The 15,224-nt window shown below is 58.1% G+C and carries 13 protein-coding genes; 7 read left to right on the top strand and 6 right to left on the bottom strand.

The genetic code is table 11. The features are described from left to right. Positions 1–57 precede the first annotated feature (57 nt). Complete coding sequence (locus LRO94_RS17265) at positions 58–504, bottom strand: NUDIX hydrolase (protein ID WP_032889681.1); 447 nt, start codon at positions 502–504, stop codon at positions 58–60. Positions 505–724: 220 nt separating this feature from the next. Then, positions 725–2,950 (bottom strand): NADP-dependent isocitrate dehydrogenase, encoded by a 2,226-nt coding sequence (locus LRO94_RS17260; protein WP_032889680.1) that lies wholly within the window; start codon positions 2,948–2,950, stop codon positions 725–727. A gap of 494 nt (positions 2,951–3,444) precedes the next feature. Here LRO94_RS17260 and icd point away from each other — a divergent pair, with 494 nt between their 5' ends. Then, the gene (gene icd, locus LRO94_RS17255) at positions 3,445–4,701 is read left to right on the top strand and encodes an NADP-dependent isocitrate dehydrogenase (protein ID WP_179178797.1); all 1,257 of its coding nucleotides are present in this window, start codon (positions 3,445–3,447) and stop codon (positions 4,699–4,701) included. A gap of 85 nt (positions 4,702–4,786) precedes the next feature. Here icd and cspD read toward each other — a convergent pair whose 3' ends face one another. Further along, complete coding sequence (gene cspD, locus LRO94_RS17250) at positions 4,787–5,065, bottom strand: cold shock domain-containing protein CspD (RefSeq protein WP_032889679.1); 279 nt, start codon at positions 5,063–5,065, stop codon at positions 4,787–4,789. Positions 5,066–5,291: 226 nt separating this feature from the next. On the opposite strand from cspD, the gene clpS reads away from it, so the two are divergent. Then, positions 5,292–5,660 (top strand): ATP-dependent Clp protease adapter ClpS, encoded by a 369-nt coding sequence (clpS, locus tag LRO94_RS17245; RefSeq protein WP_010567912.1) that lies wholly within the window; start codon positions 5,292–5,294, stop codon positions 5,658–5,660. 29 nt (positions 5,661–5,689) lie between these two features. After that, positions 5,690–7,960, top strand: coding sequence for an ATP-dependent Clp protease ATP-binding subunit ClpA (gene clpA, locus LRO94_RS17240; protein WP_032889678.1), 2,271 nt, complete (start codon positions 5,690–5,692; stop codon positions 7,958–7,960). 183 nt (positions 7,961–8,143) lie between these two features. Here clpA and infA read toward each other — a convergent pair whose 3' ends face one another. From infA to aat, 3 genes are all read right to left on the bottom strand, one after another. Beyond that, the gene (gene infA / locus LRO94_RS17235) at positions 8,144–8,362 is read right to left on the bottom strand and encodes a translation initiation factor IF-1 (protein WP_002553999.1); all 219 of its coding nucleotides are present in this window, start codon (positions 8,360–8,362) and stop codon (positions 8,144–8,146) included. 100 nt (positions 8,363–8,462) lie between these two features. Then, positions 8,463–9,170 carry an arginyltransferase gene (locus LRO94_RS17230; RefSeq protein WP_032889677.1) on the bottom strand — a complete coding sequence of 236 codons (708 nt, stop codon included), beginning with the start codon at positions 9,168–9,170 and terminating at the stop codon, positions 8,463–8,465. 56 nt (positions 9,171–9,226) lie between these two features. Beyond that, a complete protein-coding gene (gene aat, locus LRO94_RS17225) occupies positions 9,227–9,907 on the bottom strand; it encodes a leucyl/phenylalanyl-tRNA--protein transferase (RefSeq protein WP_032889676.1) in 681 nt (226 codons plus the stop codon). A gap of 497 nt (positions 9,908–10,404) precedes the next feature. Here aat and LRO94_RS17220 point away from each other — a divergent pair, with 497 nt between their 5' ends. From LRO94_RS17220 to crcB, 4 genes are read left to right on the top strand one after another with little or no spacing between them, the layout of a single operon-like run. After that, on the top strand, positions 10,405–12,813 hold the full coding sequence (locus LRO94_RS17220; protein WP_032889675.1) for a DNA translocase FtsK: 2,409 nt from the start codon (positions 10,405–10,407) through the stop codon (positions 12,811–12,813). 54 nt (positions 12,814–12,867) lie between these two features. Continuing rightward, positions 12,868–13,491, top strand: a complete 624-nt coding sequence (lolA, locus tag LRO94_RS17215; RefSeq protein ID WP_032889674.1) for an outer membrane lipoprotein chaperone LolA — start codon at positions 12,868–12,870, stop codon at positions 13,489–13,491. A 23-nt stretch (positions 13,492–13,514) separates the two neighbouring features. After that, positions 13,515–14,837, top strand: coding sequence for a replication-associated recombination protein A (locus tag LRO94_RS17210; RefSeq protein ID WP_032889673.1), 1,323 nt, complete (start codon positions 13,515–13,517; stop codon positions 14,835–14,837). Continuing rightward, positions 14,837–15,211 carry a fluoride efflux transporter CrcB gene (crcB, locus tag LRO94_RS17205; protein WP_032889672.1) on the top strand — a complete coding sequence of 125 codons (375 nt, stop codon included), beginning with the start codon at positions 14,837–14,839 and terminating at the stop codon, positions 15,209–15,211. Before LRO94_RS17210 ends, crcB begins: the two co-directional genes overlap by 1 nt. Positions 15,212–15,224: the final 13 nt, after the last annotated feature.

The raw sequence follows: 15,224 nt of genomic DNA, 5'->3' as shown, positions 1-15,224 counted from the left end.
GGTTTCAACGGGTGTCTTGAAAAAGGACGCGATTCTAGCAGGCCTGGGCCCGCAAGGCTAAAGAGAAGGGCGGATCAATTCCAGACTGTGACGCTGGCCGGCCAGATAATCATCGATGCAGCGGATGATCAGCTCGCTGCGCCAGTCCTCGCGCACGGCCATCAGCTCGTCACGGCTCAGCCAGCGGGCGCGCAGGATGCCTTCGTCGAGTTGGTAGTTCGGGTGGTGTTTCAGGGCTTTGGCAATGAAACAGACCCTTTGGTAGGTCACGCCATTGCTGGGTGCGGTGTACAGGTAGATGCCGACGATACCGGTGGCTTCAACGTCCCAGCCGGTTTCTTCGAGAGTTTCACGCACGGCGGCCTCGGTCAGGGTTTCGTCTGGGTCAAGGTGGCCGGCGGGCTGATTGAGCACGGCGCGACCGCCCTTGAGTTCTTCGACCATCAGGAAGCGTCCTTTGTCTTCGACGATGGTGGCGACGGTAATGTGGGGTTGCCAGGTCATGGGATGCCTCGATTCAAGATATGACGCGGTGTTTGGACAGAATTACGGCCAGTGTGGGAGGGGGCTTGCCGCCGATGACGCTTTGTCAGTTACCAATAGCTCGACTGATCCATCGCTTTCGGGGGCAAGCCCCCTCCCACATTTGATCCGGTTTCTTCCGTTGAGCGGTAGAAACAGAAACCCCGGCACAGGGCCGGGGCTTCTTTGCATCCTTACAACCTTACTTCAACTTGGCAATTGCCGCGTTGAGGGTGTTGCTTGGGCGCATGGCCTTGCTGGTCAGCTCTGGGTTCGGCGCGTAGTAGCCGCCGATGTCCACTGGCTTGCCCTGTACGGCGTTGAGTTCGGCAACGATGGTTGCTTCGTTCTCGGCCAGGGTTTTTGCCAGTTCGCCGAACTGCGCTTGCAGTGCAGTGTCCTCGGTCTGGGCGGCCAGGGCTTGAGCCCAGTACAGCGCCAGGTAGAAGTGGCTGCCGCGGTTGTCGATGTTGCCGACTTTGCGCGATGGCGACTTGTTGTTGTCGAGGAATTGGCCAGTGGCCTGGTCCAGGGTCTTGGACAGTACCAGGGCTTTCGGGTTGTTGTACGTCACACCCAAATGCTCAAGGGAGGCGGCCAGGGCCAGGAATTCGCCCAGGGAGTCCCAGCGCAGGAAGTTTTCTTCCAGCAACTGTTGCACGTGCTTCGGTGCCGAACCGCCGGCGCCGGTTTCGAACAGGCCACCGCCGTTCATCAGCGGCACGATCGACAGCATCTTGGCGCTGGTGCCCAGTTCCATGATCGGGAACAGGTCGGTCAGGTAGTCGCGCAGTACGTTGCCGGTCACCGAGATGGTGTTCAGGCCCTTGCGGGTGCGCTCCAGGGTGAACTTCATCGCGTCGACTGGCGACATGATGCGGATGTCCAGACCTTCGGTGTTGTGGTCTTTCAGATAGGCCTGAACTTTCTCGACCACGACGCCGTCGTGAGCGCGCTTAGGGTCCAGCCAGAAGATGGCAGGGGTGTTGCTGGCGCGCGCGCGGTTGACGGCAAGCTTGACCCAATCCTGGATCGGCGCGTCTTTGGTCTGGCACATGCGGAAGATATCGCCGGCTTCGACGTTCTGTTCCATCAGCAGGTTGCCCTTGCTGTCGGTGATACGGACTACGCCGTCAGCCTTGATCTGGAAAGTCTTGTCGTGGGAGCCGTACTCTTCTGCTTTCTTCGCCATCAGGCCAACGTTTGGCACGCTGCCCATGGTGGTTGGATCGAAAGCGCCATTGGTCTTGCAGTCTTCGATGACCGCTTGGTAGATAGTGGCGTAGCAGCGATCCGGGATCACGGCCTTGGTGTCGTGCAGCTGGCCGTCGGTGCCCCACATCTTGCCGGAGTCACGGATCATGGCTGGCATCGAGGCGTCGACGATGACGTCGCTCGGCACGTGCAGGTTGGTGATGCCTTTGTCGGAGTTGACCATCGCCAGGGAAGGGCGAGCGGCGTAGACCGCCTGGATGTCAGCTTCGATCTGCGCTTGCTGCTCGGCCGGAAGAGTCTTGATGCGAGCGTACAGGTCACCGATGCCGTTGTTCAGGTTGAAGCCGATCTGCTCCAGTACCGTGGCGTGCTTGGCCAGGGCATCTTTATAGAACTCGGCAACGATCTGGCCGAACATGATTGGGTCGGAGACTTTCATCATGGTGGCTTTGAGGTGAACCGACAGCAGTACGCCTTGTTTCTTGGCGTCTTCGATTTCAGCGGCGATGAACGAGCGCAGTGCGTTTTTGCTCAGTACGGCGCTGTCGAGGATCTCGCCAGCTTGAGCGGTAGTTTTTTCTTTCAGGACGGTGGTGGTGCCGTCCTTGCCGACCAGCTCAATTTTGACAGCATCAGCGGCTTCGATCTGTACGGCTTTTTCGCTGCCGTAGAAGTCGCCATTGCTCATGTGGGCGATGTGGGACTTGGAGTCCGCAGCCCATGCGCCCATTTTGTGCGGGTGCTTGCGGGCGTAGTTCTTGACCGACAGCGGCGCGCGGCGGTCGGAGTTGCCTTCGCGCAGTACCGGGTTCACGGCGCTGCCCTTGACCTTGTCGTAACGTGCACGGGTTTCTTTTTCCGCGTCGGTGGTTACGGTTTCCGGGTAGTCCGGCAGGGCGTAGCCCTGGGCCTGCAGTTCCTTGATCGCCGCTTGCAGCTGCGGGGTCGAGGCGCTGATGTTAGGCAGCTTGATGATGTTGGCTTCAGGGGTAACGGCCAGGTCGCCCAGTTCGGCGAGGTGGTCCGGTATGGCCTTGTTGCCCAGTTGCTCGGGGAAGCTTGCGAGGATGCGCCCGGCGAGAGAAATATCGCGGGTTTCCACGGCAATATCAGCGGAAGCGGTGAAGGCCTCTACGATAGGCAGCAGTGAATAGGTGGCGAGGGCAGGGGCTTCGTCGGTGAAGGTGTAGATGATCTTCGAGCGGGTGGGCATATTCGGATTAACTCTCTTCTTTGCTGAAAGCGTGCGCAGAAACTCGAGATGCGCCGGGTGGAGCGCGTTCGTTCAAAGTCATCCATGAGCGAAATGTCGAGGTTTCTTCGCGGTGATGTTGGGTTGCATCAGTCGAGCGTCAAGCGGGTGGACTATTGTAATAGTCCGGCTTTGTAGCTGAAGGCACCTATTCTAGAGCGGTCAGCCGTCGTGACTCTTGGGTCAGCGGCGGCATTATACATAGGTCGCTATGCTTACGCCGAGCCTTCATACAAAAGGTGTGTCGTCCATTGGTCTAAAGGTCGCAGGTGCCGGGGTACGCCTAAAGTCGCATGATGTGCTCAAGATTGGCGCTTTTCCCTTTGCTTTCAGGCTTGTAGGCGACAAATTATGCTGTTTTCGATGCAAATGAACATGGCGTGAGGTTTCGGTCGTCATTTATCTGGAGTAGGCTCGAACGCAGCCAGATGTTTAATCCATAGATGGAGTTCAGCATGGGATACAAGAAGATTCAGGTTCCGGCAGTCGGCGACAAAATCACCGTCAATGCAGACCATTCTCTCAATGTTCCTGACCAACCGATCATCCCTTATATCGAAGGTGACGGTATTGGCGTCGACATCAGCCCGGTGATGATCAAAGTGGTCGACGCAGCTGTTGAAAAGGCATACGGCGGCAAGCGCAAGATCTCGTGGATGGAGGTGTACGCCGGCGAAAAGGCGACTCAGGTCTACGATCAGGATACCTGGCTGCCCCAGGAAACCCTGGATGCCGTCAAGGATTACGTGGTGTCCATCAAGGGTCCGCTGACCACGCCGGTCGGTGGTGGTATTCGATCGCTGAACGTGGCTCTGCGTCAGCAGCTCGACCTTTATGTGTGCCTACGCCCAGTGCGTTGGTTCGAAGGTGTGCCGAGTCCGGTCAAGAAGCCCGGCGACGTGGACATGACCATCTTTCGCGAAAACTCCGAAGACATTTACGCCGGGATCGAGTGGAAAGCTAGCTCGCCGGAAGCTATTAAAGTGATCAAGTTCCTCAAGGAGGAAATGGGCGTTACCAAGATCCGCTTCGACCAGGATTGCGGGATTGGCATCAAGCCGGTGTCCAAAGAGGGCACTAAGCGCTTGGCGCGCAAGGCCTTGCAATATGTGGTGGATAACGACCGCGAATCGCTGACCATCGTGCACAAAGGCAACATCATGAAGTTCACCGAAGGGGCCTTCAAGGAATGGGCCTATGAAGTGGCGGCCGAAGAGTTCGGCGCGACCCTGCTCGATGGTGGGCCGTGGATGCAGTTCAAGAACCCGCGCACCGGCAGGAATGTGGTGGTCAAGGATGCAATCGCCGACGCCATGCTCCAGCAGATCCTGCTGCGTCCGGCTGAATATGACGTGATTGCAACCCTTAACCTCAATGGTGACTACCTGTCCGACGCGTTGGCGGCGGAAGTGGGTGGTATCGGCATTGCGCCGGGTGCCAACCTGTCTGACACCGTGGCAATGTTCGAGGCGACTCACGGGACGGCGCCCAAGTATGCGGGCAAGGATCAGGTCAATCCGGGGTCTTTGATCCTTTCAGCGGAAATGATGCTGCGTCATATGGGTTGGATTGAAGCTGCCGATCTGATCATCAAGGGCACCAATGGCGCCATTTCGGCCAAGACCGTGACCTATGATTTCGAGCGCCTGATGGAGGGCGCCACGCTGGTGTCGTCGTCGGGCTTCGGTGATGCGCTGATCTCGCATATGTAACGTCTCACGCGGCAAGAAAAACGGCCATCCCAACTTGAGTGGGATGGCCGTTTTTCTTGCCGCAGACTGCATGCTCGGCGGCGGTTCAGGCCGGTTGCTTCTTCTCTTTATGAGCGTGTTTCTCCGTGGTCTTTTCCGGTGCTTGCGCGCTCACTGCGTCGATGTTCACGGCATGCAGTCCCTTGGGGCCTTGAATGATTTCAAAACTCACGGGCTGGCCCGCTTTCAGCGTTCTATAACCATCCATTTGGATTGCTGAATAGTGCGCAAAAAGGTCCTCGTTTTTCCCTTCCTCATTAACAAAGCCATATCCTTTGGCGTTGTTGAACCACTTGACCTTGCCATTGATCTTGACGCCGGACATACCCATTTCCCTCTGCACCAGACTCCATCACTGGAGTATCATCCAGTTTATCCGTCCTAACCCGAATAAATTAAGGTTGACTGCGCGGACCTTTTTTACCCACTGTGGGTTCTATTGGTTGTAACACCGATTCGCCGATAGTCAAGGCGACCGGCCAGTTGAGAGTTGAAATTCTGACAGGTCGCCCCCACCACTGTATTTGAACCACTGACGAACCTTTCTTTCCATGCATGCAATCAGCCAGATTCGACTAACATTCAATCAGGATCGACCGGATCACGAACACGATGACGACGGTTCTGCAGGCATTGCTGTTCAGGAGGCCAAGCCTGCTCTACAGGCGCCGCCGATGTACAAGGTGGTTTTGTTCAATGATGACTACACACCGATGGATTTCGTGGTCGAAGTGCTCGAGGTGTTTTTTAACCTGAACCGAGAGTTGGCGACCAAGGTAATGCTGGCCGTTCACACAGAAGGACGGGCAGTATGTGGAGTGTTTACCCGTGACATCGCCGAGACAAAGGCCATGCAGGTCAACCAGTACGCCAGGGAAAGCCAGCATCCGCTACTCTGTGAAATCGAGAAGGACGGTTAACGCCGACCACTTGGGTATGAGGTGAAGCTATGTTAAACCGCGAGCTCGAAGTCACCCTCAATCTTGCCTTCAAGGAGGCTCGTTCGAAGCGTCATGAATTCATGACAGTCGAACACCTTTTGCTGGCACTTTTGGATAACGAAGCTGCCGCCACCGTTCTGCGTGCGTGCGGCGCCAACCTCGACAAACTCAAGCATGACCTGCAGGAGTTTATCGACTCCACCACGCCACTGATCCCCGTGCATGACGAGGACCGCGAGACCCAGCCAACCCTGGGCTTCCAGCGGGTATTGCAGCGTGCTGTTTTCCACGTACAGAGCTCCGGTAAGCGTGAAGTCACAGGCGCCAACGTGCTTGTGGCGATCTTCAGCGAACAGGAAAGCCAGGCAGTGTTCCTGCTCAAGCAGCAGAGCGTTGCCCGTATTGATGTCGTCAACTATATCGCCCACGGTATCTCCAAGGTGCCTGGGCACGGCGATCATTCTGAGGGTGAGCAGGATATGCAGGACGACGAGGGCGGTGAGTCTTCTTCTTCAAGCAACCCGCTGGATGCCTATGCCAGCAATCTCAACGAACTGGCGCGCCAGGGTCGGATCGATCCGCTGGTGGGGCGTGAGCTTGAGGTTGAGCGTGTAGCGCAAATCCTCGCGCGTCGTCGCAAGAACAATCCGTTGCTGGTGGGTGAGGCGGGCGTGGGTAAAACCGCAATCGCCGAAGGCTTGGCCAAGCGTATCGTGGATAACCAGGTGCCTGACCTGCTGGCCAACAGCGTCGTCTACTCCCTTGATCTGGGCGCGTTGCTCGCCGGGACCAAGTACCGGGGCGATTTCGAGAAGCGCTTCAAGGCGTTGCTCGGCGAGTTGAAAAAACGCCCGCAGGCGATCCTGTTCATCGACGAAATCCACACCATCATTGGTGCTGGCGCGGCGTCTGGCGGGGTGATGGATGCGTCCAATCTGCTCAAGCCGTTGCTGTCGTCGGGTGATATCCGCTGCATTGGTTCGACCACCTTCCAGGAATTCCGTGGCATCTTCGAGAAAGACCGTGCGCTGGCGCGTCGCTTCCAGAAGGTCGACGTGTCCGAGCCTTCGGTTGAAGACACCATCAGCATCCTGCGCGGGCTCAAGGGGCGTTTTGAAGCGCACCATGGCATCGAGTACACCGATGAGGCGCTGCGTGCAGCTGCAGAGCTGGCGTCGCGTTACATCAATGATCGGCATATGCCGGATAAAGCTATCGACGTGATCGACGAGGCGGGGGCTTATCAGCGCCTGCAACCGATCGAGAAGCGTGTGAAACGCATCGACGTGCCTCAGGTCGAGGACATCGTGGCGAAGATCGCGCGAATTCCACCAAAGCACGTCAACAGCTCCGACAAAGAGCTGCTGCGTAACTTGGAGCGCGATCTCAAGCTCACTGTGTTCGGCCAGGATGCAGCCATCGACGCGCTGTCCACTGCGATCAAATTGTCGCGTGCGGGCCTCAAGTCGCCGGACAAACCGGTCGGCTCGTTCCTGTTTGCTGGCCCGACCGGTGTCGGCAAAACCGAAGCGGCGCGGCAGTTGGCCAAGGCCATGGGGATCGAGCTTGTGCGGTTCGACATGTCCGAGTACATGGAGCGTCATACCGTGTCGCGCTTGATCGGTGCGCCTCCTGGGTATGTAGGCTTTGATCAGGGCGGTTTGTTGACCGAAGCGATCACTAAGCAGCCCCATTGCGTATTGCTGCTCGATGAAATCGAGAAGGCTCACCCGGAAGTCTTCAACCTGCTGCTGCAGGTCATGGATCACGGGACCCTGACCGACAACAACGGACGCAAGGCGGACTTCCGCAACGTGATCGTGATAATGACCACCAACGCCGGTGCCGAAACAGCCGCGCGGGCTTCGATCGGCTTTACCCATCAGGATCACTCCTCTGATGCGATGGAAGTGATCAAGAAGAGCTTCACGCCGGAGTTCCGCAACCGGTTGGACACCATTATCCAGTTTGGTCGCCTCAGCCACGAGGTTATCAAGAGTGTGGTGGACAAGTTCCTCACCGAGCTTCAAGCGCAGTTGGAAGACAAGCGCGTGCAGCTGGATGTCACGGAAGCGGCGCGCAGTTGGATCGCCGAGGGTGGCTACGATGCCGCAATGGGCGCCCGCCCAATGGCGCGTCTGATCCAGGACAAGATCAAGCGGCCATTGGCCGAAGAGATTCTGTTCGGCGAACTCTCCGACCATGGTGGCGTGGTGCATATCGATCTGAAGGATGGCGAGCTGACCTTCGAGTTCGAAACCACGGCTGAAATGGCCTGATCGTTCTGCAGTAATGCAAAAGGCGCCGAAAGGCGCCTTTTTGCTGTCTTGAAATGCAGTTCTCAGAACAATGAAGATCCAGTGTGGGAGGGGGCAAGTCCCCTCCCACAGGAATCATCGGTGTTTGAAAATCCCATGCACACAAAAACGCCCGGCATAACCGGGCGTTTTGTATTGACTTGCTTAGCGAGCGCGGTAAGTGATGCGCCCTTTGCTCAAGTCATAGGGCGTCAGCTCGACGCGCACTTTGTCACCGGTAAGAATACGAATGTAGTTCTTGCGCATCTTGCCGGAGATATGCGCGGTTACGACGTGCCCATTTTCCAACTCCACACGAAACATGGTGTTGGGCAGGGTGTCGACGACAGTGCCTTCCATTTCGAAGCTGTCTTCTTTCGACATGCAGTAAAGCCCTCGGTATCCAGTGAATGGCCCGGTGCAACTGCGCCAGGCAAAAGCGGCGTGCATTGTGCCCGAAAAAGGGTGTTTAAGCCAAGGGGTTCTAGTTAAGCGTGACCCATCTTTGATTAATTAGCAGTTCTATGGGGCGATATTGGGTCTTGTAGCTCATCTTTTTGCAGTTCTTGATCCAGTATCCGAGGTAAACGGCCTCCAGTTCCAGGCGCAGTGCTTCGCCGATTTGCCAGAGGATTGCAAAGCGCCCGAGGCTGCGGCGCTCTTCGGCAGGTTCATAGAACGTGTATACCGCCGACAGGCCATTAGGCAGCAAGTCGGTCACGGCGACGGCCAGCAGGCGACCGTCCGCTCGAAACTCATAGAAGCGTGAAAAGGGTAGGTCACGCACTAGAAACGTGGAGAACTGGTCGCGGCTCGGGGGGAACATATCGCCGTCGGCGTGGCGTTGCTCAATATAGCGCTGGTAAAGGTCGAAATATTCTTCGGTAAATCGAGGCTTGCACGATGTCACCGTCAGGTCGGCGTTGCGCTTGAGGATGCGCTTCTGGTTACGATCCGGCAGAAATTGCGCCACGGGCAGGCGTGCCGGTACGCAGGCATTGCAGTTCTGACAATGGGGTCGGTAAAGGTGGTCGCCACTGCGTCGAAAGCCCATTTCCGAAAGATCGGCATACACGTGCACGTCCATCGGTTGGCTGGGGTCGAGGAACAACGTGGTGGCCTGCTCGTCTGGCAGATAGCTGCAAGAGTGGGCTTGAGTGGCATAAAACTTCAAACGCGCCAACTCGGTCATGATCAACCCTCGGGATAAGCTTTGAAATAAGTGTAAGCCAGGTGCGCGGATGTCGCCTAAGAAACCCATGGTCCGGTGTTGGGCTGGTCCAAGTGGTCGCGTAGAAAACCGGCGAACTCAGTGCGAGGAATGGCGCGGGCACCCAAGCTGTGCAAGTGATCGTTGGGCATCTGGCAGTCGATCAGCACAAAGCCCCAGGCCTGTAATTGTCGTGTCAGTGTGGCGAAGCCGAATTTTGAGGCATTGTCGGCGCGGCTGAACATGGATTCGCCAAAAAACAGTTGGCCCATCGCTAGGCCATACAGGCCTCCCACCAGCACCCCTTCGTCCCATACTTCTACCGAGTGTGCATGGCCGCGTTTGTGCAACTCCAGGTAGGCGCTCTGAATGCCTTCGGTGATCCAGGTGCCATCGGCATAGGCGCGCGGTGCGGCGCAGGCTTGGATGACTGCTGCGAAGTCCTGGTCGAATGTCACGCTGTAGCGCTGCTGGCGTAACAGCTTGCTCAGGCTGCGGGATACGTGCAGCTCGTCAGGGAAGATCACCGTGCGCGGGTCCGGAGACCACCAGAGGATCGGTTGACCCTCCGAGAACCATGGGAAGCAGCCATGCCGGTAGGCTTGGACTAGTCGCTCGGCCGACAGGTCGCCGCCGGCGGCGAGCAGGCCATTGGGTTCGCGCATAGCTTTGGCCAGCGGTGGGAAGGTCAGGGTATTGCGTTGTAACCAGGTCAGCATGGCATCCAGGCTTATGGAAGGGGAGGGGAGTGGCAGGTATGACACCCGCCTCGGCAGTGCTGATTATTGTCGACGCAGCGCCATCGGGCCAGCTTGAATCAGCCATTGATGCGTATTAGCGTGAGCGGGTGTTTCTGCAACTCTATGCCGGGGGTGTGGTCGTATTCGGGGCCGGCCCATGCAGGCCATTTGCCAAGCTTGTCTGGATTAGTAAAAACAGTTCATAAGCCTTTGTCAGCAAAGACAATGCATGCTCAAATTGAACATGTCGTGACACACAATTGGCTATGCTGCCTGAAGAAAGCCAAGTGGCGTGGCATCGGGGGTACAAACCCGTACAATGCGGCCATTGTGGCGTTATCGTCCTTTCATTCAGCAATTGCCCAGTGTTAAACGTAGATTCAACGACGATCGTTTATTTTTCAACTGCTCGGATTGGGCAGTATTTGCAGTCATTCAACAGATGGACGCGCTAAAGGCGCAGGAAAAGACCCGTTTTGAAGAAATCCGCCGCAACACCTAAAGCAGCAGTCGTGCCGGCTTGGCGCCAGCACCTGCATTATCGACTCAAGGAAGGCGCGCTGATCGCTATCGGCGCGCTGTGCTTGTTCCTGATGATGGCCTTGCTCACCTACGGCAAGGACGATCCGGGCTGGAGCCACAACAGCAAGATAGACGATGTGCAAAACTTCGGCGGTCCGGTGGGTTCCTACAGCGCCGATATCCTCTTCATGGTGCTGGGTTACTTTGCTTACATCTTCCCGCTGCTGCTGGCGATCAAGACCTGGCAGATCTTCCGTCAGCGTCACGAGCCGTGGCAGTGGAGCGGCTGGCTGTTCTCCTGGCGCCTGATCGGTCTGGTGTTCCTGGTGCTCTCCGGCGCGGCGCTGGCCCATATTCATTTCCATGCGCCCACCGGTTTGCCGGCGGGCGCGGGCGGGGCCTTGGGCGAAAGCCTCGGCGACCTGGCGCGCAAGACCCTGAATATCCAGGGCAGCACTCTGATGTTCATTGCGCTTTTCCTGTTCGGCCTCACGGTGTTCACCGACCTCTCGTGGTTCAAGGTGATGGACGTGACAGGCAAGATCACCCTCGACCTGCTCGAATTATTCCAGGGCGCCGCCAACCGTTGGTGGTCCGCTCGTGTTGACCGCAAACGCATGGTGGCTCAGTTGCGTGAGGTGGATACTCGCGTCAACGAAGTCGTAGCCCCAAGCACACCGGATCGCCGCGAACAGGCCAAGGTCAAGGAGCGCCTGATCGAGCGCGAACAGGCCCTGAGCAAGCACATGTCCGACCGCGAGAAGCAGGTGCCGCCTGTGATTGCACCTGCGCCGCCCAAGGCCCCCGAGCCAAGCCATCGCGTGCAGAAAGAGAAACAGGCGCCGTTGTTTGTCGATAGCGCTGTCGAAGGCACCTTGCCGCCGATCTCGATTCTCGACCCGGCTGAAAAGAAACAGCTCAACTATTCCCCCGAATCACTGGCGGCTGTCGGCCACTTGCTGGAAATCAAGCTCAAGGAATTCGGCGTCGAAGTGTCGGTGGACTCGATCCACCCTGGCCCGGTGATTACCCGTTACGAAATTCAGCCGGCCGCTGGTGTGAAAGTCAGCCGCATCTCCAACTTGGCCAAAGACTTGGCCCGTTCCCTGGCCGTGACAAGCGTGCGTGTGGTGGAAGTGATCCCCGGCAAGACCACCGTGGGTATCGAGATTCCCAACGAAGACCGCCAGATCGTGCGCTTCTCCGAAGTACTGTCGACGCCGGAATACGACAACTTCAAATCGCCGGTCACCCTGGCGCTGGGCCATGATATCGGCGGTAAGCCGGTTATCACTGACCTGGCAAAAATGCCTCACCTGCTGGTCGCCGGTACCACCGGTTCCGGTAAGTCGGTGGGCGTGAACGCGATGATCCTATCGATCCTGTTCAAGTCCGGCCCGGAAGACGCCAAGCTGATCATGATCGACCCGAAGATGCTTGAACTGTCGATCTACGAAGGCATTCCACATCTGCTGTGCCCAGTGGTAACCGACATGAAGGACGCCGCCAACGCCCTGCGCTGGAGCGTTGCCGAGATGGAGCGCCGCTACAAGCTGATGGCGAAGATGGGTGTACGTAACCTGTCTGGCTTCAACGCCAAGGTCAAGGAAGCCCAGGACGCCGGCACACCGCTGACCGACCCGCTGTACAAACGCGAAAGCATTCACGACGAAGCGCCGCTGCTGAGCAAGCTGCCGACCATCGTGGTGGTGGTCGACGAGTTCGCCGACATGATGATGATCGTCGGCAAGAAGGTTGAAGAGCTGATCGCGCGTATCGCCCAGAAAGCGCGGGCAGCAGGTATTCACTTGATCCTCGCCACCCAGCGTCCGTCGGTGGACGTGATCACCGGTCTGATCAAGGCCAACATCCCGACGCGCATGGCGTTCCAGGTATCGAGCAAGATCGACTCGCGGACCATTATCGACCAGGGTGGCGCCGAGCAACTGTTGGGTCACGGCGACATGCTCTACATGCCACCGGGCACCAGCCTGCCGATTCGCGTACACGGTGCCTTTGTTTCCGATGATGAAGTGCACCGCGTGGTGGAAGCCTGGAAGCTGCGCGGCGCACCCGAATACAACGACGACATCCTCGCCGGCGTCGAAGAAGCTGGCAGCGGTTTCGACGGTGGCAGCAGCGGTGGCGACGACGATGCCGAGACCGACGCCCTGTACGACGAAGCCGTGGCGTTTGTGCTGGAAAGCCGTCGCGCGTCGATTTCTGCAGTTCAGCGCAAGCTGAAAATCGGCTACAACCGCGCCGCCCGCATGATCGAAGCGATGGAAAACGCCGGCGTAGTCACCGCAATGAACACCAACGGCTCGCGTGAAGTCATTGCCCCTGGGCAGATGCGCGACTGATCCCGCGCCGCGTGGCAGCACGCGGCGCGCCCTTACGACTCAATGAGGACTCCCATGCGCTTTATCCGCATGCTGTTGTTGCCGGCACTGGCCCTGACTGCTGTTTCGGCTCACGCTGACCCGGCCTCTGTCGCCAGCCTGACCAACCTGCTGGACAAATCCAAGACCCTGACGGCGCGCTTCTCCCAACTGACCCTGGATGCCGGCGGTACCCGTTTGCAGGAAACGGCAGGCGAAATGGCTGTGCAGCGTCCGGGGCTGTTCTACTGGCACACTGAAGGCAAGGCCGAGCAGACCATCGTTTCCGACGGCCAGAAGGTCACGTTGTGGGACCCGGATCTGGAACAGGCAACTATCAAGAAGCTCGACCCGCGCCTGAATCAGACGCCTGCGCTGTTGCTGTCGGGTGATGTGTCGAAGATTAACGACAGCTTCGACATCACCTCCAAGCAAACCAGCAACGTGATCGAATTCACCCTCAAGCCGAAGTCCAAGGACACGCTGTTTGACAGCCTGCACCTGTCTTTCGGTAACGGCGTGATCAATAACATGCGCCTGATCGACAGCGTCGGCCAACGCACCGATATCCTGTTCTCCGGGGTCAAGGCCAACGAGCCGGTGCCTGCTTCCAAGTTCAAGTTCGACATCCCTAAGGGTGCCGACGTGATTCAGGAATAAACCAGAGGTTTCAAACGCTGCCCATGGATCTGTTTCGAAGTGACCCGATTGCCCAACCCCTGGCCGCGCGTTTGCGTTCGACCAACCTGGATGAGTACGTCGGTCAGGAACACCTGCTCGCTCGCGGCAAGCCTTTGCGCGAAGCCCTGGAGCAGGGCGCGCTGCATTCGATGATTTTCTGGGGCCCGCCGGGGGTGGGTAAAACCACTCTGGCGCGGCTGCTGGCGAAAGTCTCGGATGCGCACTTCGAAACGGTTTCCGCGGTGCTGGCTGGGGTCAAGGAAATCCGCCAGGCGGTGGAAGTGGCCAAGCAGCAGGCTGGGCAATACGGTAAGCGCACCATCCTGTTTGTCGACGAAGTGCATCGCTTCAACAAGTCGCAGCAGGATGCGTTCCTGCCTTATGTCGAAGATGGCACGCTGATCTTTATCGGCGCTACTACCGAAAACCCGTCCTTCGAATTGAATAACGCCTTGCTGTCGCGGGCGCGAGTGTATGTGCTCAAGAGCCTCGATGAAGCGGCGATGCAAAAGCTGCTGCACCGCGCGTTGAGTGAAGACAAGGGCCTGGGCAAGCGCCAACTGAGTGTCAGCGAAGAAGGCTTCAAGATCCTGCTCACCGCTGCCGATGGCGACGGTCGCCGTTTTCTCAACCTGCTGGAGAATGCGTCGGACCTGGCCGAGGATGGCAGCGAGATTGGCGTCGACCTGTTGCAAAGCCTGCTTGGCGACACACGTCGTCGGTTCGACAAGGGCGGTGAAGCGTTCTACGACCAGATTTCGGCGCTGCACAAATCTGTGCGCGGCTCCAACCCTGACGGCGCGCTGTATTGGTTTGCGCGGATGATCGACGGCGGCTGCGACCCCTTGTACCTGGCGCGCCGCGTGGTACGCATGGCCAGCGAAGACATCGGCAACGCTGACCCGCGCGCCTTGAGCCTGTGCCTGGCGGCGTGGGACGTGCAGGAGCGGCTCGGCAGCCCGGAAGGTGAGTTGGCGGTGGCCCAGGCCATCACTTACTTGGCCTGCGCGCCGAAAAGCAACGCGGTGTACATGGGCTTCAAGGCGGCGCTACGTGCTGCCGCCGAGCACGGCTCCCTTGAAGTGCCGCTGCACCTGCGCAATGCGCCGACCAAATTGATGAAACAATTGGGCTACGGCGATGAATACCGCTATGCCCACGATGAGCCGGACGCCTATGCCGCCGGCGAAGACTACTTCCCAGATGAGCTTGAGCCATTGCCGCTCTACCAGCCGGTGCCCCGTGGCCTGGAGCTGAAAATCGGTGAAAAACTCAATCACCTGGCCCAACTCGATCGCCTCAGCCCCAAACAGCGGAGAAAGTAGTGCTCAAGACGATTCTTGCCGTGTCCGCAGCCGGCATCGCTGGTACATTATTGCGTTTCGCCACCGGTACTTGGGTGAGCGCCAACTGGCCTAAGCATTTTTATGCCGCAACCCTCGCGGTCAACCTTGTTGGCTGCTTGATCATTGGGTTGCTGTACGGCTGGTTCCTGTTGCGCCCGGAAATACCGATTGAAATTCGTGCCGGCTTGATTGTCGGCTTTGTAGGCGGTCTGACGACCTTTTCATCCTTTTCACTGGATACGCTGCGCTTGCTGGAAAGCGGGCAGGCCCTGGTCGCCTTTGGGTACCTGGGCATCAGCGTGTTCGGCGGGCTGCTCGCCACCTGGGCTGGCCTGTCCTTGACCAAACTTTGATAAACGAGAGACC

The sequence above is a fragment of the Pseudomonas sivasensis genome, assembly GCF_021391435.1.
Taxonomy (GTDB): domain Bacteria; phylum Pseudomonadota; class Gammaproteobacteria; order Pseudomonadales; family Pseudomonadaceae; genus Aquipseudomonas; species Aquipseudomonas sivasensis.
This window is presented reverse-complemented; position numbering and strand designations above follow the sequence as displayed.

Excerpts from the sequence above, each read along its gene's own strand:
- LRO94_RS17265 (WP_032889681.1), bottom strand. The coding sequence starts at position 504 with ATGACCTGGCAACCCCACATTACCGTCGCCACCATCGTCGAAGACAAA.
- LRO94_RS17260 (WP_032889680.1), bottom strand. The coding sequence starts at position 2,950 with ATGCCCACCCGCTCGAAGATCATCTACACCTTCACCGACGAAGCCCCT.
- icd (WP_179178797.1), top strand. The coding sequence starts at position 3,445 with ATGGGATACAAGAAGATTCAGGTTCCGGCAGTCGGCGACAAAATCACC.
- cspD (WP_032889679.1), bottom strand. The coding sequence starts at position 5,065 with ATGTCCGGCGTCAAGATCAATGGCAAGGTCAAGTGGTTCAACAACGCC.
- clpS (WP_010567912.1), top strand. The coding sequence starts at position 5,292 with ATGCATGCAATCAGCCAGATTCGACTAACATTCAATCAGGATCGACCG.
- clpA (WP_032889678.1), top strand. The coding sequence starts at position 5,690 with ATGTTAAACCGCGAGCTCGAAGTCACCCTCAATCTTGCCTTCAAGGAG.
- infA (WP_002553999.1), bottom strand. The coding sequence starts at position 8,362 with ATGTCGAAAGAAGACAGCTTCGAAATGGAAGGCACTGTCGTCGACACC.
- LRO94_RS17230 (WP_032889677.1), bottom strand. The coding sequence starts at position 9,170 with ATGACCGAGTTGGCGCGTTTGAAGTTTTATGCCACTCAAGCCCACTCT.
- aat (WP_032889676.1), bottom strand. The coding sequence starts at position 9,907 with ATGCTGACCTGGTTACAACGCAATACCCTGACCTTCCCACCGCTGGCC.
- lolA (WP_032889674.1), top strand. The coding sequence starts at position 12,868 with ATGCGCTTTATCCGCATGCTGTTGTTGCCGGCACTGGCCCTGACTGCT.
- LRO94_RS17210 (WP_032889673.1), top strand. The coding sequence starts at position 13,515 with ATGGATCTGTTTCGAAGTGACCCGATTGCCCAACCCCTGGCCGCGCGT.